This window comes from Massilia violaceinigra, from assembly GCF_002752675.1.
GTDB lineage: Bacteria > Pseudomonadota > Gammaproteobacteria > Burkholderiales > Burkholderiaceae_D > Telluria_A > Telluria_A violaceinigra.
In genome coordinates this window covers 5,158,231-5,182,282 of sequence record NZ_CP024608.1, presented here as the reverse complement: position 1 = coordinate 5,182,282, position 24,052 = coordinate 5,158,231, and the positions used below count along the sequence as shown (strand labels likewise).

Here is a 24,052-nt window from a genome sequence, read left to right as displayed (position 1 = left end):
GGCATGAACAACTTCAAACGTAATACCCGCGCACTGGCCGCGTCCCTCGTCCTGGCGCTGCTGGCGGTGCCGGCAAGCGCGCTGGAAGCGGGCAAACCCGCTCCGGCGTTCGACCTCGCGGGGCCCGATGGCGCGGTCAAACTCGATAAATACGCCGGCAAGGTGGTGTATGTCGACTTCTGGGCATCGTGGTGCGGCCCGTGCCGCCAGTCGTTCCCGTGGATGAACGACATGCAGGCCAAATACGGCGCGCAGGGCCTGCAGATTGTCGGCGTCAACGTCGACGCCAAGGTGGAAGACGCGCGCGCCTTCCTGGCGGGCACACCGGCCAAGTTTGCGATCGGCTTCGATCCGGCCGGCGCCACCCCGCGCAGCTACGGCATCAAGGGCATGCCGAGCAGCGTCCTCATTGGCGCGGACGGCAAGGTGCTGTTCGAGCATAGCGGCTTCAAGGCGGCCGACCGCGAAGAGCTGGAAACCAAAATCAAGGCTGCACTGGGAGCGAAAAAATGAAGATGACAATCATGACCCTGCTGCGCGCCGGCGCCCTGGCGGCGCTGGCGGCCGGCGCCACCGGCTGCTCGGCCATCACCCCGGTGCAAGCCTGGGAAAAAGGCACGCTGGCCAAGCCGGAAATGCTGATGGAAGGCGACGGACTCGAAACGCGCTTCAACGAACATATTTATGCGAGCCGCGAGGCGGCGTCCGGCGGCAGCGGTGTCGGCGGCGGCGGCTGCGGTTGCAACTGAGAGGAATGAACAAGCACATGACCACCCAACTCCTCCCCGCACAACCCGCGGCCCTCGGCCACGCCATCCTGGCGGCGGCGCTGATGCTGCCAGGCCTGGTGCATGCCGAAACGCCACCGGAGCACGCCTCCATCAGCGTCAAGCTGCTCAGTTACGAAGAAAGCCAGTCCAGCATCGACCGCATCCGCGTGCGCGCGCCATCGGTGTCGCTGATCGCGCCGGTGGCCGGCGTCTGGTCGGTGGCCGCTTCGCTGACGGCCGACGATGTCTCGGGCGCGTCGCCGCGCTACCACACGGCCGTATCGGGCGCCTCGCGCATGAGCGACGACCGCAAGGCCGGCGACGCCTCTGTCACGCGCTACTTCCAGCGCGGCAGCCTGACCGTGGGCGCGGCCTATTCGACCGAGCATGACTACGACTCGCGCGCCCTGTCCGTGACCGGCACCATGTCGAGCGAAGACAAGAACACCACCTGGTCGCTCGGCGTGGGCGGCTCGGACGATGCGATCAACCCGGTGAACTTCATCGTGCGCGACGAATCGCGCCAGACCGTCAACTTCCTCGCCGGCGTGACCCAGGTACTGGGACCGAACGACCTGGCGCAGCTGACCGTGACCCACAACCGCGGCCACGGCTATTTTTCGGACCCGTACAAGGCGTTCGACAACCGTCCGCGCCAGCGCAACCAGAGCACCCTGATGGGGCGCTGGAACCATCATTACGCCGCCACCGGCGGGACCAGCCGCCTGTCCTACCGCTATTACACCGACACCTACGGCATCCGCGCCCACACCTTCGGCGGCGAATACGTGCAGCCGGCCGGCCAGGGCTGGATCATCACGCCGTCGGCGCGCCTGTACTCGCAGCGCGCGGCGCGCTTCTACTTCGATCCGGTGTACGACGGCGTGCTGGGCGAGCCGTTCCGGCCCGGTTATGCCAGCAACCCTGACGGCCTGTCGTCGGCGGACCAGCGCCTGTCGGGCTTCGGCGCCGTGACGCTGGGGATCAAGGTCGCCAAGCAGCTCAGCCGCGACTGGATCGTCGACGTCAAGCTGGAAGCCTACCAGCAGCGCGGCAGCTGGCGCCTGTTCGACAAAGGCAGCCCGGGACTGGAGCCGCTGCGCGCCCACAGCATCCAGCTGGGCCTCACGCGGCAGTGGTAATGGACGTGCAAGCGTTCCCGTTCGAGGCCATGGCCAGCCGCTGCGAGCTGCGCCTGGCCATCGCGCCGGGCGTCGATGGCGCTCGCCTGGCGCAGGCGGCCATCGACGAGGTGCTGCGCATCGAGTCCACCTATTCGCGCTACCGCACCGGTGGCATTGTGAACCGCATCAATCATGCGGCCGGGCGCGATCCGGTGGTCTGCGACGACGAGACCAACGCGCTGCTGGACTACGCCCGCGTGCTGCACGCCAGCAGTGGCGGCCTGTTCGACATCACCTCGGGCGTGCTGCGGCGTGCCTGGGACTTCCGCCGTCCCGTGCTGCCGGCGCAGGCGGCGCTCGACGCGCTGCTGCCGCTGGTCGGCTGGCAGCACGTCGAGCGCGAGCATGGCGCCATCCGCCTGTCCAAGGCGGGCATGGAAATCGACTTCGGCGGCTTCGGCAAGGAATACGCGGCCGACCGCGCGGCGGCGCTGCTGGCGGCCAGCGGCGTGCGCCACGGTTACGTCAACCTGGGGGGCGACCTGCGCATCATCGGCCCGCGCCCCGACGGCGCCTCCTGGGAGATCGGCGTGCAGGACCCGCGCGACACCGAACGCCTGGCCGGCGCGATCCCGATCGCCAGCGGCGCGCTCGCCACCAGCGGCGACTACGAACGATTCATCGACATCGCCGGCAAGCGTTATTGCCATGTGCTCGACCCGCGCAGCGGCATGCCGGTGTCGCACTGGCGCTCGGTCAGCGTGCTCGGGCCCCTGGCGATTGCCGCCGGCAGCTGCTCCACCATCGCCATGCTGATGCAGGAGGATGGCCTGGCCTTCCTCGACAACTCGGGCATGGCCTACCTCGCCATCGACCTGCAAGGCCAGTGCTTCCGCAAGGATGTGTAAGACCACCACCGATTTAACTACTGGAGAAACACCATGAAATCCGCACCCTTCCTGAGATGGCTGCTGTCGCTGCTGGCCATGCTCGCCTTTGCCGGCTGGGCGGGCAAGGCCGCCGCGGCCGACGACTTCCTCGACCCCGAACAAGCCTTCGTGCTGCGTACCGAGGTGCGTGACGGCGGCGCCGTCGCCCTGCGCTGGACCATCGCGCCGGGCTATCACCTGTACCGCGAGCGGCTGGCATTCACCAGCGCGGCCGGCGACGCGCCGATTCCCGCACCGGCGCTGCCGGCGGGCATCCGCAAGTTCGACGAGAACTTCAACAAGGAGATGGAAACCTACCAAGGCCAGCTTGATGTCGCGCTGGCCCCCATGCCGGGCAAGCCGTTCACCTTCAACGTCGCCTACCAGGGCTGCGCCGATGCGGGCCTGTGCTACGCGCCGGTCAGCAAAACCTATCTGGTCGATCCGGCCAAACCTGGCGTGCTGGCACCGCAGGCGGAGGCACCACCTCCGGCGGCGGTTGCGCCGCCTGCGGCCAGCGCACCGGCCAACACCGCGGCCAGCGCCGCCGCGCCTGAGGACGACACCACGCTCGCGCAGCGCACCCTGCAAAGCGGCAGCCTGTGGCGCATCGGCAGCGCGTTCCTGCTGTTTGGCCTGCTGCTGTCGTTCACGCCGTGCGTGCTGCCGATGGTGCCGATCCTGTCGTCGATCATCGTCGGCGAAGGAACGGTCTCGCGCAGCCGCGGCCTGCTGCTCGCTTCGGCCTATTGTCTCGGCATGGCGCTGGTCTACACGGCGCTGGGCGTGGGCGCCGGGCTGGCGGGCGAAGGCCTGGCCGGGGCGCTGCAAAAGCCATGGGTGCTGCTGACGTTCGGCGCGCTGCTGGTCGGACTGGCGCTGTCGATGTTCGATGTCTACCAATTGCAGCTGCCAAGCGCGCTGCAAACCCGCCTTTCCAGCACCGGCGGAGCGGTGCGCGGCGGACGCTTCGTGGGCGTGTTCATCATGGGCGCGCTGTCGGCACTGATCGTCGGTCCGTGCGTGGCCGGTCCCCTGGCTGGCGCGCTGCTGTACATCAGCCAGACCGGCAACGCCTGGATCGGCGGCTGGGCCCTGTTTTCGATGGCGCTCGGGATGAGCGTGCCGCTGCTGCTGACCGGTCTTTCGGCCGGCAGCCTGCTGCCGCGCGCCGGCGCCTGGATGAATGGCGTGAAAAAGGTGTTCGGCATGCTGCTGATCGCGGTCGCGATCTGGATGGTGTCGCCGGTATTCCCGGTACCGGTGATGATGGCGCTGTGGGGCGGCTTTGCGATCCTGTGCGCGCTGTTCCTGCATGTGGGCCAGGCGCTGCCGCCGCACAGCGGCGCCGGTGCCTACGCCGGCAAGGCGCTGGGCGTGGTGATGCTGGTCGGCGGCCTGTTCGAGCTGGCCGGCGCGGCCAGCTCGGGACGCGATGTGCTGCAGCCGCTGGCGCATTTGCGCGGCGGGGGTGGCACCGCGCTCGCCCACGCCGAATCGGGCCCGCAGTTCACGCGCATCCGCACCGTCGCCGAACTGGAACGCGCGCTGGCCGATACCACCACGCCGGTGCTGCTCGACTTTTACGCCGACTGGTGCGTGGCCTGCAAGGAGATGGAACGGATGACCTTCCCCGACAGCGCGGTGGCCGCCTCGATGAAAAAGATGCGCCTGATCCAGGTGGATGTGACGGCCAACAATGCTGACGACCGCGCGCTGATGAAAAAATTCAGCCTGTTCGGGCCACCGGGCATCATCCTGTTCGATGCCAGCGGCAAGGAAGTGCCGAAGGGGCGCATCATCGGTTTCGTGCCGGCCCAGCGCTTTGCCGAGCGCCTGCAGGCCGCGCACGGCGCAGCGGGCTGATTACAGCAGCCAGTCGATCGGCAGCAGCGACAGCATGCCCACAGCCGCGCGCTTCCAAAAGCCGGTACCGGGCTCGGTGTCGTGGCGGATTTCCGTATCCCCCACGCGCTCGGTCCAGTACAGGGCGCCGTCGGGCGCCAGGCGCACCCGGTAAGCGCGCGCCGGCGCCCGTTCGCGCAGGGACTTCGCCATGCGGGCGGCCATGTCGGGGCTCTCGATCACAAACCCCATCTCGGTATTGAGGTCGGCCGAGCGCGGGTCGAAGTTGAAGGACCCGATGAACACCCGCTTGCGGTCCACCGAAAACGTCTTCGCGTGCAGGCTCGATGCGGAGCTGCCAAGCTTACCGCCCTTTGCCCCTTCGGGCGCACGCTCGCCGCCAACGCCGCGGTGCAGTTCATACAGCGTCACTCCCGCTTCCAGCAAGGGCTTGCGCCATTTGGCATAGCCCGCGTGGACCACCGCCACGTCGGTCGCTTCGAGCGAATTGGTCAGGATGTGCACGTCCATGCCGCGCGCCGCCATCGCCGCGAAATTGGCGGCCCAGGTTTTGCCGGGCACGAAGTACGGCGATACCAGGTCCACCGTCCGGGCCGGGTCGCCCAACAGCTTCTGGAGCTGGTAGGTAACCTTGGTCTCCGGCGCTTCCTTGCCAAGCACCTTGTCCGGATCGTCGCTGACCAACGTCGTAGCGGCCCACTCGAACGGCAGGCTGCGGTTAACCAGCTGCGCGACGAAAGGCGAATCGCGCACCGCCGCCGCGTAATCAGCGCCCGCAGACCCCTGCCCGGCCTGCGCGGCCAGCATGTCCGCGCTGCCGGGCGCGGGCGCCGGCACCAGCAGAGCGACCGGATAGGCCGAGCGGCTGTTCCAGTAACGGTCGAAGTCGCGCGAGACGGCGTCCACCACCGGGCCGACCGCCATCACATCGAGATCGACGAACAGCAGGCTGCCGGCCACGCCAAAGTATTCGTCGCCGATATTGCGCCCGCCGATAATGGTGGCTGCATTATCGGCCGTGAAGGATTTGTTGTGCATGCGCCGGTTCAGGCGCGCAAAGTCGGACAGGTAGCCGAGCGCGCGGTGCGCGCGCGTGACGAAGGGATTGAACAGGCGCACTTCGATGTTGGGGTCGGCGTCGAGCGCGGACAGCACCGGGTCCAGGCCACGCGTGTTGTTATCGTCGAGCAGGAGGCGCACCCGCACGCCGCGCGCCGCCGCCACGCGCACGGCCTTGAACAGCAATATGCCGGTGGTATCGTTGCGCCAGATATAGTACTGGATGTCGAGGGTGCGTTCGGCGGCGTCGGCCAGCATGGCGCGCGCGGCAAAAGCATCGCGCCCGTTGGCCAGCGAGTACAGGCCCGACATGCCGGGATGGGCTGCGTTGAGCGGCGCCAGGGCCGTGCCCAGGCGCGTGGCGGAGGTGGCGGCGATGTAGTGGCTGGACGTGCGGCCATCGAGCGCGGGCAGGCCGGCGCAGCCGCTCAGCGTGGCCGCGAGCAGCAGCGCGGCCAGCATCGAGGTCAGTGGTGATGTTTTCATGCTTCCTCCCGGACTGCCGCCCAAGGGCGAACCGGATGATGCCAGTGGCGGCGCGGTCCCTGCGTTAACCCCGGCCTAATCTGTGTGCGCGACAATATTGACGTTTGTTTATCCGGACCCGCCCCATGAAAAGAACCTTGCCATGACCGTCAGCCTCGGGCCCTTCAGCTTCCAGACGGCGCACCTGCTGCTGCTCATATCGCTACTTATAGCATGCGGCCTTGGCAACTGGGTTGGGCGCCATCAGAAGGTCCGGACCGGTAAGGTACTGCTCGACATGCTGCTGGTCGGGCTGGTGGCGGGCCGGATCGTGTTCGTGGCCACCTGGTTCGCCCAGTACCGCGCGGAGCCGCTGTCGATCATGGATATCCGCGATGGCGGCTTTACGCCGTGGGCGGTGATGCTGGCCGGCCTGGCGTACGGCGGCTGGCGCATGCTGAAGAACCCGCGCCTGCGCAATCCGCTGGCGGCCGGCATGCTGGCGGGGGCGCTAGCGTGGTTCACGTCGGGGGCGCCGCTGCTGCTGAAGCTGAGCGAACGCAAACCCTTGCCGCTGACGGCGCTGATCACCCCCACCGGCGCGCCGGTGACGCTGGCGGCGCTGGCGCAAGGGCGGCCGGTGGTGGTCAATCTGTGGGCCAGCTGGTGCCCGCCCTGCCGCGCAGAAATGCCGCTGCTCGCCGCCGCGCAGCAACGCGAGCGCAATGTGGTGTTTGTTTTCGTCAACCAGGGCGAAGATGCGCACACCGTACGGGCGTACGTGAATAGCGGCGCACCGACGCTGGAGAACGTGGTGCTCGATGCCAATTCGGCCATGGGACGCGAGGTGGGATCGAGCGCGCTGCCGACCACCCTGTTTTATGACGCCAGCGGCCGGCTTGCCGATTCGCACCTCGGCGCCGTATCCGCCGCCTCGCTGGAGAGCAAGCTGGTGCGCCTGCGTGCGCAAAAATAGTTACATGTCGTCCATTGCGGCGAACAGCCCGGCGGGCAATTCCTGCTCGATCTGCACGGTCCGGTTGCGCCCTTCCTGCTTGGCTTCGGCCATGGCTTTTTCGGCACGCTGAATCATCATCTCGGCCGTTTCGGCCGGCGCATTGGTGGTCAGGCCGGCCGAGAACGTGACCGTGGTGCCGGGCGTAAGCGTATCCCAACCGAAAGCGGCGACCTTGGCGGTGAGGCGGTTCATCGCCAGCACGCCCTGGTGCAGCCAGGTGGCCGGCAGGATGACGCCGAACTGGTCGCTCTCGATGCGGCCGAAGCGGTCCAGCGTACGCAGCAGCTCGGTGGCCGAGCGGGTGATGCCCTGGAGCACAGCGTCGCCGATGTCGTGGCCGAACTGCTGGTTGACGTCCTTCATGTGATCGATGCCGATCATGGCGAAGCAGAACGGCTGGCCCGTGCGCGACGAGCGCTGCAGCTCTTCGGCCACCAGCTCGGTCAAGGCGCGCCGGTTCAGCACGCCGGTCAGGATGTCGTGACGCGTGAGCGACTCGGTCAGGTTCAGGATGTCCAGTTCTTTTTCAGCCAGCCTGGCGCGCAAGGGCGCGCATGCCGGGCAGCCGTCGCATTCTGTGCTCATGTAAATTCCTTGAAGATGAAAACCGATAGGCAGAGCTTACCGCCGGAGTTACCTGCAATCAAGCATTATCCGTGGCTGTCTGCGGCCGTGTTGCCTGCGGCGTGCCTTTCGATGCCGTGCCGAGGCGGCGCATGGCATACCGGTCGCGCCCGGCCTGCTTGGCCGCATACAGCGCCTCGTCCGCCAGCGCCAGGTAATCGCCGGCGCCGGCCGCATTGCCGCGCCCGACGGCGATGCCGACACTGGTGCTCACTTGCAAGCTGGCGCCGGCGGCAAGGAAGGGTGTGCGCGCCATGTCGAGGATCTTTTCGGCCAATATTGTCGGCTCAACATCATCGCGCAAGCCCTCGAAGATGGCCACGAATTCGTCGCCCGCCAGGCGCGCCACGCTGTCAGTCGAGCGCACCGCCGCGCGCAGGCGCCTGGCGAATTCGACCAGTACCTCGTCCCCCGCTTTGTGCCCGTAGGTATCGTTGATCGTCTTGAAATGGTCGATGTCGAGGTAGGCCAGCGCGATGGCCGTGTTGCCGCGCGCGGCACGTCCCAGGGCGGCGGCAAAGGTTTCCTCGAACATGCGGCGGTTGTCGATGCCGGTCAGAATGTCGGTACGGGCCTGGGCTTCCAGCTTCAGTTCGGCCTGGCGGCGCTGTTGCGAGAGCGTGTAGAACGCGCGGCTGAGTTCGCCAAATTCGTCGCGCCCGCGCACATTGAACACCTCGATCCCGGCGCTGCCGTCGACGATACCGGCCACATGGCCGCGCAGCGCGCCCAAGGGACGCAGCAGGCGCAATATGGCCAGCCAGCCGGCCAGTCCGGCCAGCGCCGCCACCGCAACCGAGGCCAGCAGCGCGGTCGGGCGCATGTCGATCAGCGGCGTGAACGCTTCGTCGACGGGATACACGGCGCCGAGAATCCAGTCGGTCTTGCGCAGGCGCTTGTAGGTGATCAGGGCGCGCACGCCGCGTTTGGTGGGGCCTTCGATCCAGCCCTCGAAACCGCCCAGCGCGGCCATGGTCGAGGCCACGGCGCCGCCGGCCTCATCCTGCACGCGCTGCAAGATGCGCTCTTTGTCCGGATGGTGAATGATAGTGCCGGCGTTGGTCAGCATGAACAGATAGCCGGTCGCGCCCGATCCGAGCGCTTCGAGCTGGCCGAAAAAGCGCGGACGCTGCAGGTCGATGGCGCCGCCCAGCATGAAGATCAGCTTGCCTTGTTCGTCATACAGCGGTTCGGTGACCAGAATGACCGGCTTGCCCGACAGGGCGCTCTTGAAGGGCTTGGAAATGACGCCTTCGCGCGCGGCCACGGTCTCGGTGAAGTAGGCGCGCTTGCCGAAATTGAGCGTGTTGTTGGTGCGCCGGTCGTTCATGTTGGCCAGCATGGTGCCGGTGCTGTCGAACACCAGCACATTGAAAAATTCGTCACGCAAGGTCGCGTGGGCTTCCAGGAATGCCTGCAAGCCGCCCTCCGGATGGCCGCCGCTGCGCCCGAGTTCCTCGCGCAGGGTCTTGAGCAGGGTTTGCCGGGACTCGAGGTCGGCATCGATATAGGCGGCCGCGCTGGAGAGCAGCGCCACTTGCTGCGAGCCGATCACGTCGCGCATCTGGCGCTCGGCCAGATACAGGGAAACAAAGGTCAGCACGCTGGTGGCAAGCAGTACCAGGCCGATGACCACGACCGTCAGTCGGAATTTCAGCGTGGCTATGTTGAGGGTCAGGCGCATCGAAGTGAACTTCCAGCAGTAAAGGCGGTGTCAGCGCAAGGCGGTTCGCCTTGCCCGCCATTCTACCGCGTCGGCGCCCCCGTGCGCCCCTCTCGAGAGGCGCGACAGTAGCGCTCAAGCGAACGCAACAATTTTGTAAAAAAGCGTAACATAAGAACATTGTTGAGCTTTCTGGCTGGCCGACCGTCCAAGCACAAGCCCCGCGCCGCAAGAATGCCCATGACATATCAATTAACGGAACTGCGCATGGTGCCGCCACAAGCGCCCTGCCTGACCGATTCGTGATCGAACCGAAGACCAAAAGGTGTACACAGTGCAGCCACAAACCATCGCTACAAGTCCGACGCCGTCGGCAACAGAACGCCCCCGGGTACTGATCGTCGACGACAACGCCGACGCAGCCGATACGCTCGGCACCTATCTTCAACTGTCCGGCTACGCGGTGACCATCGCCACCGATCCGTACGCAGCCCTGAACCTGGCGCGCGAACTGCGCCCGCAGGTGTGCGTGCTCGACATCGGCCTGCCCGGCATGAACGGTAACGTGCTGGCGGAAAACCTGCGGCGCCTGCCGGACACCTCGGGCGCGGTGCTGATCGCCCTGACCGGTTACGGCCAGGCGTACGACAAGCAGCGTTCGCTCGGCGCGGGCTTCGACCATTATTTCGTCAAACCGGTCAATCCGGGCACGATCAAGGACCTGATCGACCGCATGCCCTGATGCCGGCCGCCGCGCGCCGCTCATGATCCACGCCGGTGGCGCGCTCGCGCCGCGGCGCCGCACCCAGTTTTCGTACCGCAAACACGACAGTGCCGGCGGTCAAGGAACAGTGCGAAAGGGTTTATTGTCGCGTTTCAGGACGTTTCACCCAAGGCCCGACGGGCCTGACCAGCCGGCTGCGGCAGTCCGGCGACGCGCTACTTCTTCTGCCAATAGGCAAATTCAGTCTCGTAGCAATTGGTGTCGACTTCGGCGATTTTTTCCTGCATCACCGCCTGGGCATCCTGCACCGCCTGGTTGTAGATGGATGGGCCGATTTCGCGCAGGCAGAAATCGAGCAGCAGGCGCGCCTTGAGCACACCAACTTCTTCGTCGAAATTCTTCATGCAATAGCGCTGCAGGGAGGACAGCAGGCGCTCCTCGGTTTCCTGGTTCAGTTTGATGGACATCGTTGTTTTGTAGAACGTGATTGGGAGCCGCAGCTTAGCAGACTTACCTCTCTGGTGCGTACCCGGCCGGCGCGTGATACATGACGTCGGTACGCAGGACGTACTTGGTACCGCTTTGCACCGCCGATCCCTGATGCATCTGGCGATGAGGAAACACCAGCGCGGAACCGGCCCTGGGCTTGATGCTCTCCCACGCAAAGTCGGTATGGCCGCCGGTGAAATCGTCATTGAGGTAAATCAGGAAGGTCAGAAAGCTCTCCTCCGCCCCACTGCGGGCATAACTGCCATCCTTGTGCGCGCTGAAAAACTGCTCGCCCTGATAGCGGTAGAACCGGAAGCGTTCGTTGAAACCGCTCAGTGTCCAGTCGCGCTGCAGCGGCGGCGGCACCGGCGATGCCCGCTGGTAGAGCTGACCGGCCAGCGCGGCATTGTCATGGATGATGCGGTCGTTGGTGCGGTAATCGCGGTTGATCCGGTCGCCCTCGCTGGTGGTCAGGCCAGCCGCCGTGTAGCCGATTGCTTCGCTTTCGCCGATATGCCGTGCGCATTCCTGCGGGCTGAGAAAGTCATGGATATAAAATACACCCATCCCAAATTTTTCAATGTTCATCATAGGTAATCGTGTCGATGGAATGAAACGGCAGCAGGCCGTGGCGGAGCATGTCGGCAGCGAGAAGCAGCGCGCGACAATAGCCGCGCCGGCATCGCGGCCGCCGCACACGATCGGCGTCACCAACGAAACCGCTTGTCGCTGGCAGCGGAGGGTATTGCAGCGCGACGGGATTTGTCAAGATGCGTACGGACCCTCGGCGGCGTCGCGTTCGCCCTGGCACAGGATGGTGCCGACGAATCGGCCATCGCCCGCGCGCCCCGCGGTCGTGAATCGGCCCGGGCGCAGCTGGCGCGCCTGCTGGGCGCGCACGAAACCATCCTGATCGAAGCGCGCCCGCTGGCCGGCGCCTGCGCCTGGACGGGCGATGACGGCAGCAACGACCTGATCGTCAGCCAGGTGGTGCATATCAATGAACTGCACAGCTGACTTATCGGCGAACACCTTGCCGCGCAAGCGCGCAAGGCCGACTGAGCCCTTACATCAGGAGCGTGCCGGGCAGCCTCAGGCGCATCTCGCTGCCCTGCCCTGGCGCCGACGTCCAGCGCACGTTCGCGCCCAGGCGCTCGGCCCGCTCGCTGATGCCGGGCAAGCCCCAGTGGCCCGGCGAGCCGCCGTCGCGCAGCACCTCGGCCGGCAAGCCGCAGCCGTTGTCGCGCACCACGACCGTCAGTTCCTTGCGCTCGTACAGCAATTCCACCTCGATCTTGCTCGCTTTGGCATGCTGGAAGGCATTGAGCATCGCCTCGTTCGCGATCCGGTACACCTCGTGCGCCACCAGCGGCGGCAGCGCGCGCGCCCGTCCGGCCTCGCTCAGCGCAAACTGCACGCCGCGCTCCTCGGCCATGCGCTTGCCTTCGCGTTCGAGCATGCCCGCCATGTCCGCCTGAAAATGATCGTGCGCGCGCAAGTCCTGTACCTGGTCGCGCCCTTCCTGCAGCATCAGCTCGGCCTGGTCGAGCGCGCTATCCATCAGTTGCCTGACCGGTTCGTGGGCCCCGACCTTGGTCGCCGCCATGTGAAAACGCAGGATCAGCGCCTGCACGCCCTGCAGCAAGGTATCGTGCAGCTCGCGCGCGATGCGCTCGCGCTCGTCCACCTGCACCTGCAGCCGGCCCTGGATGCGGGCCGCCAACTGGCGCATGCGCCAGCGGTACAGCGCCCACAGCAGCACCAGCGCGAGCAGCACGCAGGCGGCGCGGAACCAGACGGTCTGGGTGATGGTCGGCGCGATGCTGAACTGGAAGATGGCGCCGGTGCTGCTCCAGACGCCGTCCTCGTTCGACGCCTGCACCTGGAACCGGTACTCGCCCGGGCCCATGCCCGTAAAGAAAGCGCTGCGGCCGGGGCCGGCGGCGGTCCATCCGGCGTCCTGCCCTTCGAGGCGGAAGCGGAACGCCACGCGCTCGGGCATCGACAGGCTCAGCGCCGTGTAGTCGAGCTGCAAGCGCTGCGTGCCGGGCGGCAGGCGCAAGCCGTCGCGCGCGGGATAGTTCTGGCCTTCGACGGTCACGCCGCGCATTTCCACGTGTGGGGCCAGCAGGTTGCGGCGCAGCCGGGCCGGATCGACCGAGACGACGCTGTTGGCGGTGGTGAACCACAGGCGGCCATCGCTCGCGGCCACCGCAGACGGCACCGGCACCATCTGCGGCGCGGTACCGGTCAAGCCATCTTCCTGGTTGTAGCGCACGAAGCGCACGCGATAGCCCGGCTCGGCTATAGCACGCTTGAGCTCGGACGCTTCGATCACGCTGATGCCTTCGCTGCCATTGAGCCACAACTGGCCGCTGGCGGAGGCCACGATGCCGGACACGCCCATGAATTTTTCGTCATTCATGCCAAGCAGCGGATGAAAGCGCTTGCCGTCGAAGTACGCCACCCCGCTGTCGCCACCGATCCAGGTCTGGCTGGCATGCCGGTACACCTGGAACACGACACCCACCTGCAAGCCCTCGGCGGCGCCGAGCAGGCGGAACTTGCCTTGCTCGCGCAGCGCGATGCGGTTGCCGATGTAGCCCAGCCACAGCTGGCCACCGGCCATGGCCGTGACGCTGGTCGCGCCGCGCGAGGCGTAGTCGGCATACGGCACGACCTTGCGCCATTCGCCGTCGCGGCGCTCGTAGACGCCACCGCCGTTAAACGAGATCCACATGGTGCCGTCGGCTTCCTTGGCGATGGCGTGCACCGGGCGGCCCTCGGTGTCCGGTGGGCCCGCCAGCTTGCTGAATGTCTTGCCATCGAGGTAGGACACGCCGCGATGGCCGCCTGCCCAGATAATTCCATCGTTGTCGCGGTACAGGCAAGTCAGTTCGGCGATGCCGTTCGAGGGCATCTCGGCCGCGGGAATCGGCACCGAACGCGCGCCGGGCACGAAGAAGCCATCGGTCCAGACGGCGCCGTTGTCGGCGGCGGCCAGCGCGCGCGCTTCGCCGCCGTAGTACAACGGCAAGGCAGCGGCTTCAAGCTTGGTGCGGCGGAACCGGTCCAGCCCGCTGTTGCTGGCAACCCAGATATTGCCTTCGCGGTCCTCCAGCGCGGTAAACACGATGTAGCCGCTCAAGCCCTGCTGCGGCGTGAGGCGCTGGGTGACCGCGTGGCCGTCGATGCTGAAGCTGCGCTCGACGCCTTCGCGCCGCAGCAGCCAGCGCTCGCCTTCGGCGTCGAACAGCATGTGCGAGGAATACTCCCCGCCGACGCGGCGAAAACGCGCCGTGCCGAGCGGCTGCTGGTCGACGACTTCGAGGCTGTTGTTGCGCCCGCCATTGCTCCAGATCGTGCCGTCGGGCGCTTCGATCAGATTGCCGCTCAGGTCGAGTACATTGGGGAGGCGCCGAAATGCCGACGCGCCCGGTTCGAGCACGAAGGCGGTCTCGACGTTACCGACCCAAAAGCGGCCGCGGCTGTCCGACATCATCGCCTGCGGCTGGTTGGCCAGTTTCTCGAAACCGGGCATCTTTTCCCAGCGCTCGCCGTTCAGCCGGAACAGACCGCTTTTGCTGGCGAGCCAGATGCGGCCCTGCGCGTCGCGCCGGATCGCATGCGGCGACGAGGGCGGCATGCCCTCGGCGCTGCCGTAATGGCGCAGCGCGCCATCCTTGAGCAGCGCGACGCCGCCGCTGCGGTAGCCGATCCACACTTCGCCCGACGGCAGGGCCAGCAGCGCCGACACGCCCGGCGAGGCCAGGCTGCCGGTGCGCGGCACGTAGCGCTCGAATTTCACGCCGTCGAAACGGTATAGCCCGGTGCTGGCGCCCAGCCACAGCCAGCCGTCGGGCGACTGGGCCATGGCGAAAATGATGGTCGGGGCGCCGTCGCGCGCGGTCCAGCTGGTGTGATGCAGGGTGATTGCCGGGGCCTGCGCCGGGGCCGGCTTGACTTGCGGCAGCGGTTTGCTGGGTGTCGCGGCGGGACTGGCGGCCGTGGCCGGCAGCACCGTTGCGAGCGCCAGAAGCACCGCCAGCGCCCGCTGCTGCCAGCGTCGAAATGCCGTCATAAAAGCTCCATGTTGCGAAAAATGCCAGCATGATACGGGATTGTGGCGGTGCAGCAATACTTTTACAGCAAACTGATCCAAGCGGCGGCCACCGGCGCATGGCATGATTGCCGGTATTTTCTTTCAGAAAGTTTATCCTTGACCCATGCTGCCGCCCGTCCCATCCGCGTCCTGATCGCCGACGACCACAGTCTGCTGCGCGAAGGCATCGCGGCGCTGCTGGCGGGCGACAGCGGCATCGAGATCGTCGGTCACGCCGCCAATGGCGAGCAAGCGATCGAGCGCTTCCTCTGCATGCGCCCGGATGTGACCCTGATGGACCTGCAAATGCCGCTGATGGACGGGCACGACGCCATGCTGGCCATCCGCGCGCTCGACCGCCACGCGCGCGTGCTTGTGCTGACCACCTACAAGGGCGACGCCCGTATTGCGCGCGCGCTGGGGGGCGGCGCCGCCGGTTACCTGCTCAAATGCGCGATCTGCCTCAACCTGGCCGAAGCGATCCACCGGGTGCACGCCGGCCACCGTTACATTCCGGCGGAAGTGGCCGCCGAGATGGCAACCTATTTCGGCACCGACAACCTGTCGGGACGCGAGCTGGAAGTGCTGCGCCTCGTCGCCGACGGCAATTCCAACCGAGAAGTGGGCCTGCGCCTGGCCATCAAGGAAGAAACGGTCAAGGCGCATGTCAGCGCCGTGCTCTCCAAGCTGGGCGCGAAAGACCGCACCCATGCCACCACGATCGCCCTGCGGCGCGGAATCATGACGCTGTAGGCGTGCGGACCGCTGTCGTCCAACTCAATGTATTTGATCCCGGGAACAAAAATGAACCAAGCAAATGACAACACCGCGCTGCGCATCAGTCTCCAGGCCGTGCCGCGCGCCTTGCGCACAGTGCACAAGGCGCTGATCGACGTGGAGACGGTGTATTTCGGTGCGGTCGGCGGCCCGCTGGAGCATCTGCAGCTGATCACGAGTCACCCCCATTTCGCGTGGCTGCAACCGATGTCGGTCCTCATGGCCGCGCTCGACGAAGCGCTGGACGAGCCGGAAACGCTCAGCACCGACGTCATCGCCGGCTGGCGCGGGCAGATCGAGGAGTTGGTCGGACCCGGTACCGCGGCCGGCAGCGCGTTCCGGGCCAAGTATCTGATCTTGCTGCATGATTCGCCCGAGGTCGCGATGGCGCACGGCGCGCTGCGCAAGGTGCTGGGACACTTGCCGCAACCGTCCGCCGGCACGTCGGCGCGGGTGGAACAAGACCCGGTGAATCGATATTGGGCCGCGCCGGTGCCATCGGCCTCAAGAGCGTCGCCCTGATGCAGGGGGCGCGGCCAACAGCAGCGCGCGCGCCAAGGCGCCACGCTTACCCAGCACAAACGCATGCAATCGCTGCGGGTAGTCATCCGCCACCGCATTGCGCACAGACAGCCGCGCTTGCAATGCCTTGCGCCAGCGGCTGACCTCGGGCATCGCCTCGAGGAAATTGAGACCCGGAAGATGGCCGAACAGGTCGACGTAGCGAAATACCGGAGCGAACGCGGCATCGACCAGCGCAAAATGCGCGCCCGCAAAGAAGGGCCGGTGCGCCCGCTGTCGGCCAGCGCCAGTTCCAGCGTGGCGAACTTTGCCTGCAGATCATCGGCCCTGACCGCCAGCGCGTCGTCGGCGGCGCAACCGTACAGACCGGCCACCGAGGTAAGCGTTGCCGACGCGAATTCGATCCAGGCCCGGTGCCGGGCCCGGATAAGGGCGTGGCGGGGATGCATTTTCGGATCATATTCGTCGTCCAGGTATTCGCAGATGGCGGCCGATTCGAACAGCGGCTGGCCATCGACCAGCAGCACCGGCGTTTTCCCGAGCGGCGAGACGGCAAGAAACCAGTCCGGCTTGGCCGACAGGTCGATAGCGCGGCGCTCGAACGGCAGGCCCTTTTCGGTCAGCACGATGGCGACGCGCTGCACGTATGGGCAGAGTGCGTGGCTGATGAGTGTCAGTGTCGGATTCATCGTGCAATCCGATCAGCGCAGGGCGAAGCGCGTGCTGCGCATGGCAGCAAGCGCGCCGTCACCGATCAGCCACAGCGCGACAGAAGCGACCGACAGGAAGACCGGGTATTCCCAGCCCCCGTTCAGACTCGTGTGCACCCAGCCGTTTCCCGCATGCACAACGGCCGCCGCCATCATGATCGGTGTCAGCGCCAGGCCGCCTAGCAGTTCCGCCGCAAAAACAGGATAGGCCAGCACGGATGGCAAGCCCACGCTGGCGAAGTAGGTAGCCGTGCGCGCCAGCGTGATGACCCACAGCTTGAGCAGCGCGTGGGCAATCCACATGATGCCAAGGCTGATACGCAGCAGGGTAATGCCATCCGCGGCCGCGCTTTGGCGGGGTGCGGTTTTCATGGGTTGCTCCTTTCTTATGAGTGAATGCAGGTAATATAACGATTCGAATTTGCAATGAAAATAGGCAACCATGCAGACTATCAATGCAGAAACGCAATACCAGCTCAGTGCGATGGACATGCAGGTGATCCTCGGTGCGCGCCGGCACTATCGCCGGAGCTGGCGCGCGGCTGAACGTGGACGCCTCCACGGTGTTTCGCGTGCTCCAGCGCATCGAGAAGGGGCTCGGCCAACGCTTGTTCGAGCGTTCGCGCAATGGCTGCGTGCCACTGGAAATGGCGGCCCAGGTCGCCCTCCATGCCGAACACATCGAGACCCAGGTCGAGGCCGCCCGTGCACTGCTGCAAAGCCAACCTGATGAGGTTGCCGGCTCGGTACGGCTGACCACGACGGACACGATCCTGCATGGCTTGCTCGCGCCCGCCCTGAAGCCCTTGACGGTACTGCACCCGAAGCTGGGTTTCGAGCTGCACACCGGCAACGAGCTGGCCAACCTGACGCAGCGCGACGCCGACATTGCCCTGCGCGTCACCAAGCGTCCCCCGCCGCATGTGGTGGGCAAGCACGTGGGGCCGATCAGGGTTGCCCTGTTCGGGGCGAAAGATGGCGCGCCAACGCAGTTCGATCCCGAGCGCGCCGGATCGCTGGCCTGGATTGCCCCGGACGACGCCATGCCCGAGCATCCGTCGGTATTGTGGCGACGCAGGCATTTTCCCAAGGTGGCACCGCGCTATCGCGTCAACAGCATCCTGACAGTGGCCGAGTTCACGGCCATGGGTCTGGGCGTGGGCGTGTTGCCGCTATTCCTGGCGCAAGCACGCTTGGACCTCAGGCAACTGAGCCCGGTACTCGACGAATGCCAGACCGAGCTATGGTTGCTGACGCATACCGAGTCCAGATACCTGCGGCGTATCGCGACTGTGTTCAGCCACTTGGCGCAAAACTTGCAATTGCGTTAATGTGGGAACTTTCTAAACATTTCACTTAGGGGGACCCGCATGGCACTGGAATGGACCGACTCGCTCGATGCAGTCGATTGGGAAGAACTGTCGGCGCTATACAAGGTCGCGCCGCTTGGCGACAAGAGCGCCGCCAATCTGAAAATCGTTTTCACCAACAGCCGTTACCGTTGCTTCGTGCATGAGGACGGTCGCATTGTCGGCGTGGGACGTGCCCTGGCCGATGGCGTCGACACCTCCTACGTGTGCGACGTTGCGGTCTTGCCGCAATACCAGGGCAGTGGCCTGGGCAAGCAAATCGTCGCAAAGCTGGTCGCGCTGTCCCACGGGCACAAGAAGATCCTGCTGTATGCGGTGCCGGGCAAGGAACCGTTTTATCAAAAATTCGGATTCAGGCGCATGAAAACGGCGATGGCTATTTTCGAAGATCAGCAGTTGGCGCAGGAACGCGGCTACCTGGACATCGACTAGACCATGCAGGCCTCCGACTTCGACCTTGCCGACCGGGTCCCCGCCTCCTCCTCGCCCCCCATCACTCAGGCGGCTGGGCCGTCCTCGTTTGTCACGCCAAGTTTGACCGCGTCAATGCCCATGCCCGACGATTTGCACATGCCCCCGCACTGCAACTCGAAGCGCCAGCTGTGCCGCGGGCAGACCACGTGCATGTTCTCGTCGATGGTGGCGTAAGCCAGGTCGCCGCCCTGATGCGGACAATACCGGTTGATCTCGTATTTCTGCCCCAGGTGCTCGATCACGATGCGCTCTTGCGACAGGTTGAAGTTGTGCGCCAGGGAGCTGGCCAGGTTAGCTTCATCGGCGAACAGGAAAATGTTGGCGACCGTGTTGTACACGTCCGGCAGCCGCTGGAGCCTTGCGCGCAGGCTTAATGCGAGGTCTTGCCAGCGCGCCTGCGTGCACATCAGCGAAAAGTATTTGGTGCTCGCCTGCAGGACAATGCAGGGAGGGTGCGGTTGGGGGGACGCCACCAGCACCTTGCCGACCAGGTCCACCTGCAGCCAGTCGGCGTCGCCGGGGCCCCAGTTGAACGCGATTGATGGCGTGTCCGGTGGCAAGGACATATCGGCGATGATATCCAGCCGCTGCTGCAGCACGTGCGCAAATCGCGTCGCCGAGAAAGCGTCGACGGTGTGTTCCCACACGTCCTGATGCGCGGCCCGGTAGCGTTCGAGCTCGGCGAGCGTGGGTGCGGCGATGGGAATCCGGTTCGCCTCCTCTCCAATCCGCTCGCCGGGCCGCGGATAAAGGATGTTACCGATTCCTTTCTGCGTCAGGTATTGATCGAGCTGGTCCTGATGTACGAAGATCGTTCCGCTGCCACGACTGAGCGCGGGATCGAGAAACGGGAAAAAGCACGGTCCGGCCGCCGGCACGAGGAAGCGCGGAGCAAGGGTCCGGACGCCACCGAGAACGTTGTGGAATTTGCTGAGTGCCTTTTTCCTGGACAAAGCCTGGCGCTGCTGCGCCGGCATCTCGAAACAGGCCGGATGCCAGTTGGCGCCGGAAAACTGCACCGAATAGTAGTCGATGTCGCCGAGTTCCTGTTTCAGCATCGCTAGCCTGTCAAAAATCTTGCAGTCGTTTTGATTAAAAAAGGTGAAATCGGGCGTGCTGACGAATAAGGCCGCATCCTGATTGATGCCGCCATCATCGATGAACACGCGCAAGCGAATGTTCCTGCCCGCCTGGTCGCCCTCGGACAGCTCGACGGTGTGGAGCTGCATGCCGCTCAGCGTGTCGAGCAAATATTTGTCTTTATAGTTCGGAATGAAAACCGTGCAACGCGGATGGTTTGACAAAGCACGCAGCGTCGATGCATCGAAATGGTCCTGGTGCGCATGGCTCAGGAAAATGTTCAGCACCCGGCCGGCGCAGCGGTGCTGCACCATGCCGAGCAAGTGGCTGTTGGGCGGCCATTGATGCCAGCTCCCGAAAAACGCACCGTTCTCGCTCAGCCAGGGATCGATCAGCAGGATCTCGTGATCGGTCTCGATCAGGAAACCGGCATGCCCCAAAAATGTGAAGTCTGCTTTCATAGTTGGTGTCTCAAGGTTGTATGTCGGGGGACGGACGTCCCCGCTGACAAGCCAGTGTGGTCCGCGCGATCATGCCGGTGCTTGATGAGGAATAAGTCCGGGGGGATTGCTGAGCTCACTGTCTGATCCGGCTTAATGCCAATGCTGATATGAATCCATGCGCCGTATGTCCGGAGGAGACGGCTGCGCAACAGAACGGTTCCTGCGCGGACCGACTCGCTACCATTCCGATTGGCGTTTGATGCGCCTACCAGGTCACGCCTTCATACAAACGAAACAGGTTGTCCCTGGTATTTTCAATCCAGTTTGTTTCCCACTGCCTTGGATGAGTCAGAAAACAGATTCTGGCGTACTGTCCGAGTGCATCGAATGGAGAAAGCGGGCGGTAATACTGCGGAAACGGGCGGTCGGAGATGTACATGTCGATGTTGTCGAGCAGCGAGCGGTCGTACGTCTCGCATTCGATCCCGCAGCGCTCGCGCAATGCCCGGTCCTTGAGAATTTCGGTATTGCTCAACTCCAGGCGGCGGTTGGCAAAGTCGCCGTGGCTGGCCACGGTGGTCAGCTTGCGCCCGAGACGATCCTCGATCAAATCAAAATTGCGGGCGAAATCGTCGCGAATGTCTCCGAGCCGCGCGTGGATGACAGCGGGGTCCTTGATGTCGTGCTTCTTGGCGAAGGTAGCCAGTTCTTCATAATGATAACTGGCCTCGCTGCCATACTCCTCGATCTCGTTCATCAGCGCGAAGTCGAGCGTGGAAAGCCGAAAATAATAGCTGGCCTTGATACCATATTCCTTCTCGATCTCGAATAGTTTTCTTGCAGTCCTGAGGTCGGTATCGATGTCGTGACGGTGAACAATGACTTTCTGCTGGCGACGCGGGTCTTGTTCGCGCAAAGCATGCACGTACTGGCGCACCGATATTTGCGCATACCCCGCATTACCCGCCGCGCGAATAAAATCCTCGTACAACGGAAGGCGCGAGGGCATGACATAGTCGGCGTACAGCCTGTTCATCACAGTGTTCATTGGAGGGGAGCGCGGTGCGCGGTAAGAGTGGTCGCCGGAATGGGCCCGCCCGACAATGCGGTCACGTCGCCCGATCTGCCGAGACTGGCTCTTATTATCGTGATGTGCGTTATCGCGGCTTTGACAATGATCACGCGGGCCGGGCCGCGGGCCAGTGGAGCGGGCGCCCTTCGAGGAAACTTGCAGCGCTTTATACAGTTGCCCCACATCGCTTAGTATACGGAGCCGTCCGGCAACTGGCACGCTGCACCCAGCGCACATTCACCCGCCCCATCAGGATTTCAGAGGTAGTCACTTGAATCAACCGCAGCAAGGATTTCTTCTGACCCGACACTGGCGCGATACCGCCGCCGGCACGGAAGTGGACTTCTGGCTGGCGACGGACAAAGGCCCGCGCCAGATCCGCCTGGCGGCGCAGCCATCGGTGGCATTCATTCCCGAGCAGTGGCGCACCCAGGTCGCCGCACTGCTGCAAGGTGAACGCGGTTGCGAACTGCGTGAGCTCGATCTGGTCGACTTCCAGCGGCGCCCCGTATTCGGTCTGTATTGCCTGCATTACCGTCAGTTGCTCAAGCAGGCAAAACGCCTGCGCGACTACGGCATCGATGTGTACGAAGCCGACATCCGCCCGCCCGAGCGCTACCTGATGGAGCGCTTCATCACGGCGCCGGTCTGGTTCCACGACGATCCGGACGGCGGCCAGGCGGGCGTGGCGCTGGGCAGCCATCTGAAGCCAGCGCCAGCTTACCGCCCGCGCCTCAAGCTGGTTTCGCTCGACATCGAGACGACCTCGCGCGGCGAGCTGTATTCGATCGCGCTCGAAGGCTGCGGCCAGCGCCAGGTGTACATGCTGGGGCCGCCGAACGGCAGCGACAAGGTACACGACTTCACGCTCGACTTCGCCCTCGACTACTGCGACAGCCACGCGCACATGCTCGAATGCCTCAATGCCTGGCTCGCAACGCACGACCCGGACGCCATCATCGGCTGGAACGTGGTGCAGTTCGACCTGCGCGTGCTGCAAAAGCACGCCGAACGCTGCCAGGTGCCCTTGCGCCTGGGGCGCGACGGCAGCCCGATGGAATGGCGCGAACACGGCACGCAACAGCACTTCTTCGCCGGCGCGGCCGGGCGCCTGATCATCGACGGCATCGACGCGCTCAAATCGGCGACCTGGCGCTTTTCCTCGTTCAGCCTTGAAAACGTGTCGCGCACCCTGCTCGGCGAGGGCAAGGCGATCGACAATCCCTACCAGCGCATGGCCGAAATCGAACGGCGCTTCAATGAAGACAAGCCGGCACTGGCGCACTACAACCTCAAGGACTGCGAACTGGTCACGCGCATTTTCGCGAAGACCGAACTGCTGCCCTTCCTGCTCGAACGGGCCAGCGTCACCGGGCTCGCGGTGGATCGCAGCGGCGGCTCGGTGGCCGCCTTCGAGCACCTGTACCTGCCACGGATGCACCGCCAGGGCTACGTGGCGCCGAACCTGGGCGACGTCGCTGGCGAAAACAGCCCGGGCGGCTACGTCATGGATTCGCGTTCGGGCCTGTACGACTCGGTGCTGGTGCTCGACTACAAAAGCCTGTATCCCTCGATTATCCGCACCTTCCTGATCGATCCGGTCGGCCTGATCGAAGGCTTGCGCGACGACAGCGGCGCCACCGTGCCGGGCTTCTGGGGTGCGCGCTTCGCGCGCGAGAAGCACTGCCTGCCGGCCATCGTCAGCCAGATCGCGCTGGGTCGCGAGGCGGCCAAGCGCGAACGCAACCAGCCACTGTCGCAAGCGCTCAAGATCATCATGAACGCGTTCTACGGCGTGCTCGGGTCGAATGGCTGTCGTTTTTTCGACCCGCGCCTGGCGTCGTCGATCACCTTGCGCGGACAGGAAATCATGCACCGCACGCGCGATCTGATCGAGGAACGTGGCTACCAGGTAATCTACGGCGACACTGATTCAACCTTCGTCTGGCTCAAGCACGCGCACGACGACGCGCAGGCGGGCGAGATCGGCCGCGCGCTGGTCGCTCACGTCAATGCGTGGTGGACCGAGCATCTGCAGCAGGAATTCGGCCTCGATAGCGCGCTCGAACTCCAGTATGAAACGCATTACCGGCGCTTCCTGATGCCGACCATCCGCAATTCGGAGGAAGGCAGCAAGAAGCGCTACGCGGGGCTGGTCGGCAAGGACGGCGGCGGCGAAGAGATGGTGTTCAAGGGCCTGGAAACGGTGCGCAGCGACTGGACGCCGCTGGCGCAGCAGTTCCAGCAAGCCCTGTACCTGCGCATCTTCAGGCGCGAAAGCTACCGCGATTACGTGCGCGAGTACGTCAACAGCACCTTGCGCGGCGACTTCGATGACCTGCTGGTCTACCGCAAGCGCATTCGCCGCCCGCTTGAGCAATACCAGGGCAATACGCCGCCCCCGGTGCGGGCGGCGCGCCTTGCGGATGACTTCAACCGCCTTCACGGCCGCCCGCTGCAGTACCAGAAAGGCGGCTGGATTCAGTACGTGATGACCCTGGCCGGCCCCGAACCGCTGGAAACGCTGCGCTCGCGCATCGATTACGACCATTACGTCACGCGCCAGCTGCAGCCGATCGCGGACGCCATCCTGCCCTTCCTCGGCGACGATTTCACCAGCCTTACGAGTTTGCAGCAGACCCTGTTCTGACGCCGCCCCGCAAATCTATGCAATGCACATTAAATTTGCCATATTTACGTTGCTCAGCAATAATAGTAATAGGAATCATTATCATTCGTAGTATTCGCTTAGCAACATAAAAACCAAAGGA

General features: G+C 64.9%; 22 protein-coding genes and 2 pseudogenes. 13 read left to right on the top strand and 11 right to left on the bottom strand.

All coding sequences use genetic code 11. The features are described from left to right. The first annotated feature begins 3 nt into the window (after positions 1-3). From CR152_RS22355 to dsbD, 5 genes are read left to right on the top strand one after another with little or no spacing between them, the layout of a single operon-like run. Positions 4-513, top strand: coding sequence for a TlpA family protein disulfide reductase (locus CR152_RS22355; RefSeq protein WP_099878641.1), 510 nt, complete (start codon positions 4-6; stop codon positions 511-513). After that, a complete protein-coding gene (locus tag CR152_RS22350; protein WP_229413512.1) occupies positions 510-749 on the top strand; it encodes a DUF4266 domain-containing protein in 240 nt (79 codons plus the stop codon). Before CR152_RS22355 ends, CR152_RS22350 begins: the two co-directional genes overlap by 4 nt. A gap of 17 nt (positions 750-766) precedes the next feature. Beyond that, positions 767-1,912, top strand: a complete 1,146-nt coding sequence (locus CR152_RS22345) for a DUF3570 domain-containing protein (RefSeq protein WP_099878639.1) — start codon at positions 767-769, stop codon at positions 1,910-1,912. Then, a complete protein-coding gene (locus CR152_RS22340; RefSeq protein WP_099878637.1) occupies positions 1,912-2,802 on the top strand; it encodes an FAD:protein FMN transferase in 891 nt (296 codons plus the stop codon). The genes CR152_RS22345 and CR152_RS22340 overlap by 1 nt, the downstream gene beginning before the upstream one ends. Before the next feature lie 33 nt (positions 2,803-2,835). Next, positions 2,836-4,689 (top strand): protein-disulfide reductase DsbD, encoded by a 1,854-nt coding sequence (gene dsbD / locus CR152_RS22335; protein WP_167399940.1) that lies wholly within the window; start codon positions 2,836-2,838, stop codon positions 4,687-4,689. Here the strand turns inward: dsbD and CR152_RS22330 are convergent, their stop codons facing one another. Then, positions 4,690-6,234 (bottom strand): phospholipase D family protein, encoded by a 1,545-nt coding sequence (locus CR152_RS22330; protein ID WP_099878636.1) that lies wholly within the window; start codon positions 6,232-6,234, stop codon positions 4,690-4,692. Between the two features lie 142 nt (positions 6,235-6,376). Between CR152_RS22330 and CR152_RS22325 the strand changes: the two genes are divergently transcribed. Further along, entirely contained in the window at positions 6,377-7,189 is an 813-nt protein-coding gene (locus CR152_RS22325; RefSeq protein ID WP_099878634.1) for a TlpA disulfide reductase family protein, read from the top strand. On the opposite strand, the gene CR152_RS22320 is transcribed toward CR152_RS22325, so the two are convergent. After that, the gene (locus CR152_RS22320) at positions 7,190-7,816 is read right to left on the bottom strand and encodes a GGDEF domain-containing protein (RefSeq protein WP_099878632.1); all 627 of its coding nucleotides are present in this window, start codon (positions 7,814-7,816) and stop codon (positions 7,190-7,192) included. A gap of 58 nt (positions 7,817-7,874) precedes the next feature. Beyond that, a complete protein-coding gene (locus CR152_RS22315) occupies positions 7,875-9,539 on the bottom strand; it encodes a sensor domain-containing diguanylate cyclase (protein ID WP_099878630.1) in 1,665 nt (554 codons plus the stop codon). Positions 9,540-9,852: 313 nt separating this feature from the next. Here CR152_RS22315 and CR152_RS22310 point away from each other — a divergent pair, with 313 nt between their 5' ends. Continuing rightward, the gene (locus CR152_RS22310) at positions 9,853-10,260 is read left to right on the top strand and encodes a response regulator (RefSeq protein ID WP_157778664.1); all 408 of its coding nucleotides are present in this window, start codon (positions 9,853-9,855) and stop codon (positions 10,258-10,260) included. 197 nt (positions 10,261-10,457) lie between these two features. On the opposite strand, the gene CR152_RS22305 is transcribed toward CR152_RS22310, so the two are convergent. Continuing rightward, positions 10,458-10,709 carry a DUF2164 domain-containing protein gene (locus CR152_RS22305; protein WP_099878626.1) on the bottom strand — a complete coding sequence of 84 codons (252 nt, stop codon included), beginning with the start codon at positions 10,707-10,709 and terminating at the stop codon, positions 10,458-10,460. A gap of 43 nt (positions 10,710-10,752) precedes the next feature. Next, a complete protein-coding gene (locus CR152_RS22300) occupies positions 10,753-11,322 on the bottom strand; it encodes a 2OG-Fe(II) oxygenase (RefSeq protein WP_099878624.1) in 570 nt (189 codons plus the stop codon). Positions 11,323-11,493: 171 nt separating this feature from the next. On the opposite strand from CR152_RS22300, the gene CR152_RS22295 reads away from it, so the two are divergent. Further along, positions 11,494-11,748 carry a ferritin family protein gene (locus CR152_RS22295; protein WP_208640177.1) on the top strand — a complete coding sequence of 85 codons (255 nt, stop codon included), beginning with the start codon at positions 11,494-11,496 and terminating at the stop codon, positions 11,746-11,748. A 49-nt stretch (positions 11,749-11,797) separates the two neighbouring features. Here the strand turns inward: CR152_RS22295 and CR152_RS22290 are convergent, their stop codons facing one another. Further along, the gene (locus CR152_RS22290; protein WP_167399939.1) at positions 11,798-14,812 is read right to left on the bottom strand and encodes a sensor histidine kinase; all 3,015 of its coding nucleotides are present in this window, start codon (positions 14,810-14,812) and stop codon (positions 11,798-11,800) included. Between the two features lie 138 nt (positions 14,813-14,950). Here CR152_RS22290 and CR152_RS22285 point away from each other — a divergent pair, with 138 nt between their 5' ends. Together CR152_RS22285 and CR152_RS22280 are read left to right on the top strand one after the other, a co-directional pair. Further along, a complete protein-coding gene (locus CR152_RS22285) occupies positions 14,951-15,586 on the top strand; it encodes a response regulator transcription factor (RefSeq protein WP_099878620.1) in 636 nt (211 codons plus the stop codon). Positions 15,587-15,637: 51 nt separating this feature from the next. Further along, positions 15,638-16,132 carry a hypothetical protein gene (locus CR152_RS22280; RefSeq protein WP_208640176.1) on the top strand — a complete coding sequence of 165 codons (495 nt, stop codon included), beginning with the start codon at positions 15,638-15,640 and terminating at the stop codon, positions 16,130-16,132. On the opposite strand, the gene CR152_RS34870 is transcribed toward CR152_RS22280, so the two are convergent. The 3 genes and pseudogenes from CR152_RS34870 to CR152_RS22270 form a co-directional block, all read right to left on the bottom strand. Then, the gene (locus tag CR152_RS34870; protein ID WP_307718606.1) at positions 16,115-16,366 is read right to left on the bottom strand and encodes a glutathione S-transferase family protein; all 252 of its coding nucleotides are present in this window, start codon (positions 16,364-16,366) and stop codon (positions 16,115-16,117) included. The two genes, CR152_RS22280 and CR152_RS34870, sit on opposite strands and share 18 nt — an antisense overlap. Before the next feature lie 278 nt (positions 16,367-16,644). Beyond that, positions 16,645-16,821, bottom strand: a pseudogene (locus CR152_RS34865) (glutathione S-transferase family protein); the annotation flags it as partial. Between the two features lie 12 nt (positions 16,822-16,833). Then, on the bottom strand, positions 16,834-17,214 hold the full coding sequence (locus tag CR152_RS22270; protein WP_099878618.1) for a DoxX family protein: 381 nt from the start codon (positions 17,212-17,214) through the stop codon (positions 16,834-16,836). A gap of 79 nt (positions 17,215-17,293) precedes the next feature. Between CR152_RS22270 and CR152_RS22265 the strand changes: the two are divergent. Both CR152_RS22265 and CR152_RS22260 read left to right on the top strand, forming a co-directional pair. Next, positions 17,294-18,173: pseudogene (locus CR152_RS22265) on the top strand (LysR family transcriptional regulator). Positions 18,174-18,212: 39 nt separating this feature from the next. Then, a complete protein-coding gene (locus tag CR152_RS22260) occupies positions 18,213-18,644 on the top strand; it encodes a GNAT family N-acetyltransferase (protein ID WP_099878614.1) in 432 nt (143 codons plus the stop codon). Positions 18,645-18,709: 65 nt separating this feature from the next. Here the strand turns inward: CR152_RS22260 and CR152_RS22255 are convergent, their stop codons facing one another. Together CR152_RS22255 and CR152_RS22250 are read right to left on the bottom strand one after the other, a co-directional pair. Beyond that, the gene (locus CR152_RS22255; protein WP_099878612.1) at positions 18,710-20,227 is read right to left on the bottom strand and encodes an MBL fold metallo-hydrolase; all 1,518 of its coding nucleotides are present in this window, start codon (positions 20,225-20,227) and stop codon (positions 18,710-18,712) included. A gap of 247 nt (positions 20,228-20,474) precedes the next feature. Next, positions 20,475-21,245, bottom strand: a complete 771-nt coding sequence (locus CR152_RS22250; RefSeq protein ID WP_229413511.1) for a polysaccharide deacetylase family protein — start codon at positions 21,243-21,245, stop codon at positions 20,475-20,477. Between the two features lie 307 nt (positions 21,246-21,552). Between CR152_RS22250 and CR152_RS22245 the strand changes: the two genes are divergently transcribed. Further along, positions 21,553-23,931, top strand: coding sequence for a DNA polymerase II (locus CR152_RS22245; RefSeq protein ID WP_099878608.1), 2,379 nt, complete (start codon positions 21,553-21,555; stop codon positions 23,929-23,931). Positions 23,932-24,052 lie beyond the last annotated feature (121 nt).

What these genes read in the sequence shown, in the direction of transcription:
- CR152_RS22355 (WP_099878641.1), top strand. Translation starts at nt 4, where the DNA reads ATGAACAACTTCAAACGTAATACCCGCGCACTGGCCGCGTCCCTCGTC.
- CR152_RS22350 (WP_229413512.1), top strand. Translation starts at nt 510, where the DNA reads ATGAAGATGACAATCATGACCCTGCTGCGCGCCGGCGCCCTGGCGGCG.
- CR152_RS22345 (WP_099878639.1), top strand. Translation starts at nt 767, where the DNA reads ATGACCACCCAACTCCTCCCCGCACAACCCGCGGCCCTCGGCCACGCC.
- CR152_RS22340 (WP_099878637.1), top strand. Translation starts at nt 1,912, where the DNA reads ATGGACGTGCAAGCGTTCCCGTTCGAGGCCATGGCCAGCCGCTGCGAG.
- dsbD (WP_167399940.1), top strand. Translation starts at nt 2,836, where the DNA reads ATGAAATCCGCACCCTTCCTGAGATGGCTGCTGTCGCTGCTGGCCATG.
- CR152_RS22330 (WP_099878636.1), bottom strand. Translation starts at nt 6,234, where the DNA reads ATGAAAACATCACCACTGACCTCGATGCTGGCCGCGCTGCTGCTCGCG.
- CR152_RS22325 (WP_099878634.1), top strand. Translation starts at nt 6,377, where the DNA reads ATGACCGTCAGCCTCGGGCCCTTCAGCTTCCAGACGGCGCACCTGCTG.
- CR152_RS22320 (WP_099878632.1), bottom strand. Translation starts at nt 7,816, where the DNA reads ATGAGCACAGAATGCGACGGCTGCCCGGCATGCGCGCCCTTGCGCGCC.
- CR152_RS22315 (WP_099878630.1), bottom strand. Translation starts at nt 9,539, where the DNA reads ATGCGCCTGACCCTCAACATAGCCACGCTGAAATTCCGACTGACGGTC.
- CR152_RS22305 (WP_099878626.1), bottom strand. Translation starts at nt 10,709, where the DNA reads ATGTCCATCAAACTGAACCAGGAAACCGAGGAGCGCCTGCTGTCCTCC.
- CR152_RS22300 (WP_099878624.1), bottom strand. Translation starts at nt 11,322, where the DNA reads ATGATGAACATTGAAAAATTTGGGATGGGTGTATTTTATATCCATGAC.
- CR152_RS22290 (WP_167399939.1), bottom strand. Translation starts at nt 14,812, where the DNA reads ATGACGGCATTTCGACGCTGGCAGCAGCGGGCGCTGGCGGTGCTTCTG.
- CR152_RS22280 (WP_208640176.1), top strand. Translation starts at nt 15,638, where the DNA reads ATGAACCAAGCAAATGACAACACCGCGCTGCGCATCAGTCTCCAGGCC.
- CR152_RS22270 (WP_099878618.1), bottom strand. Translation starts at nt 17,214, where the DNA reads ATGAAAACCGCACCCCGCCAAAGCGCGGCCGCGGATGGCATTACCCTG.
- CR152_RS22260 (WP_099878614.1), top strand. Translation starts at nt 18,213, where the DNA reads ATGGCACTGGAATGGACCGACTCGCTCGATGCAGTCGATTGGGAAGAA.
- CR152_RS22255 (WP_099878612.1), bottom strand. Translation starts at nt 20,227, where the DNA reads ATGAAAGCAGACTTCACATTTTTGGGGCATGCCGGTTTCCTGATCGAG.
- CR152_RS22250 (WP_229413511.1), bottom strand. Translation starts at nt 21,245, where the DNA reads ATGAACAGGCTGTACGCCGACTATGTCATGCCCTCGCGCCTTCCGTTG.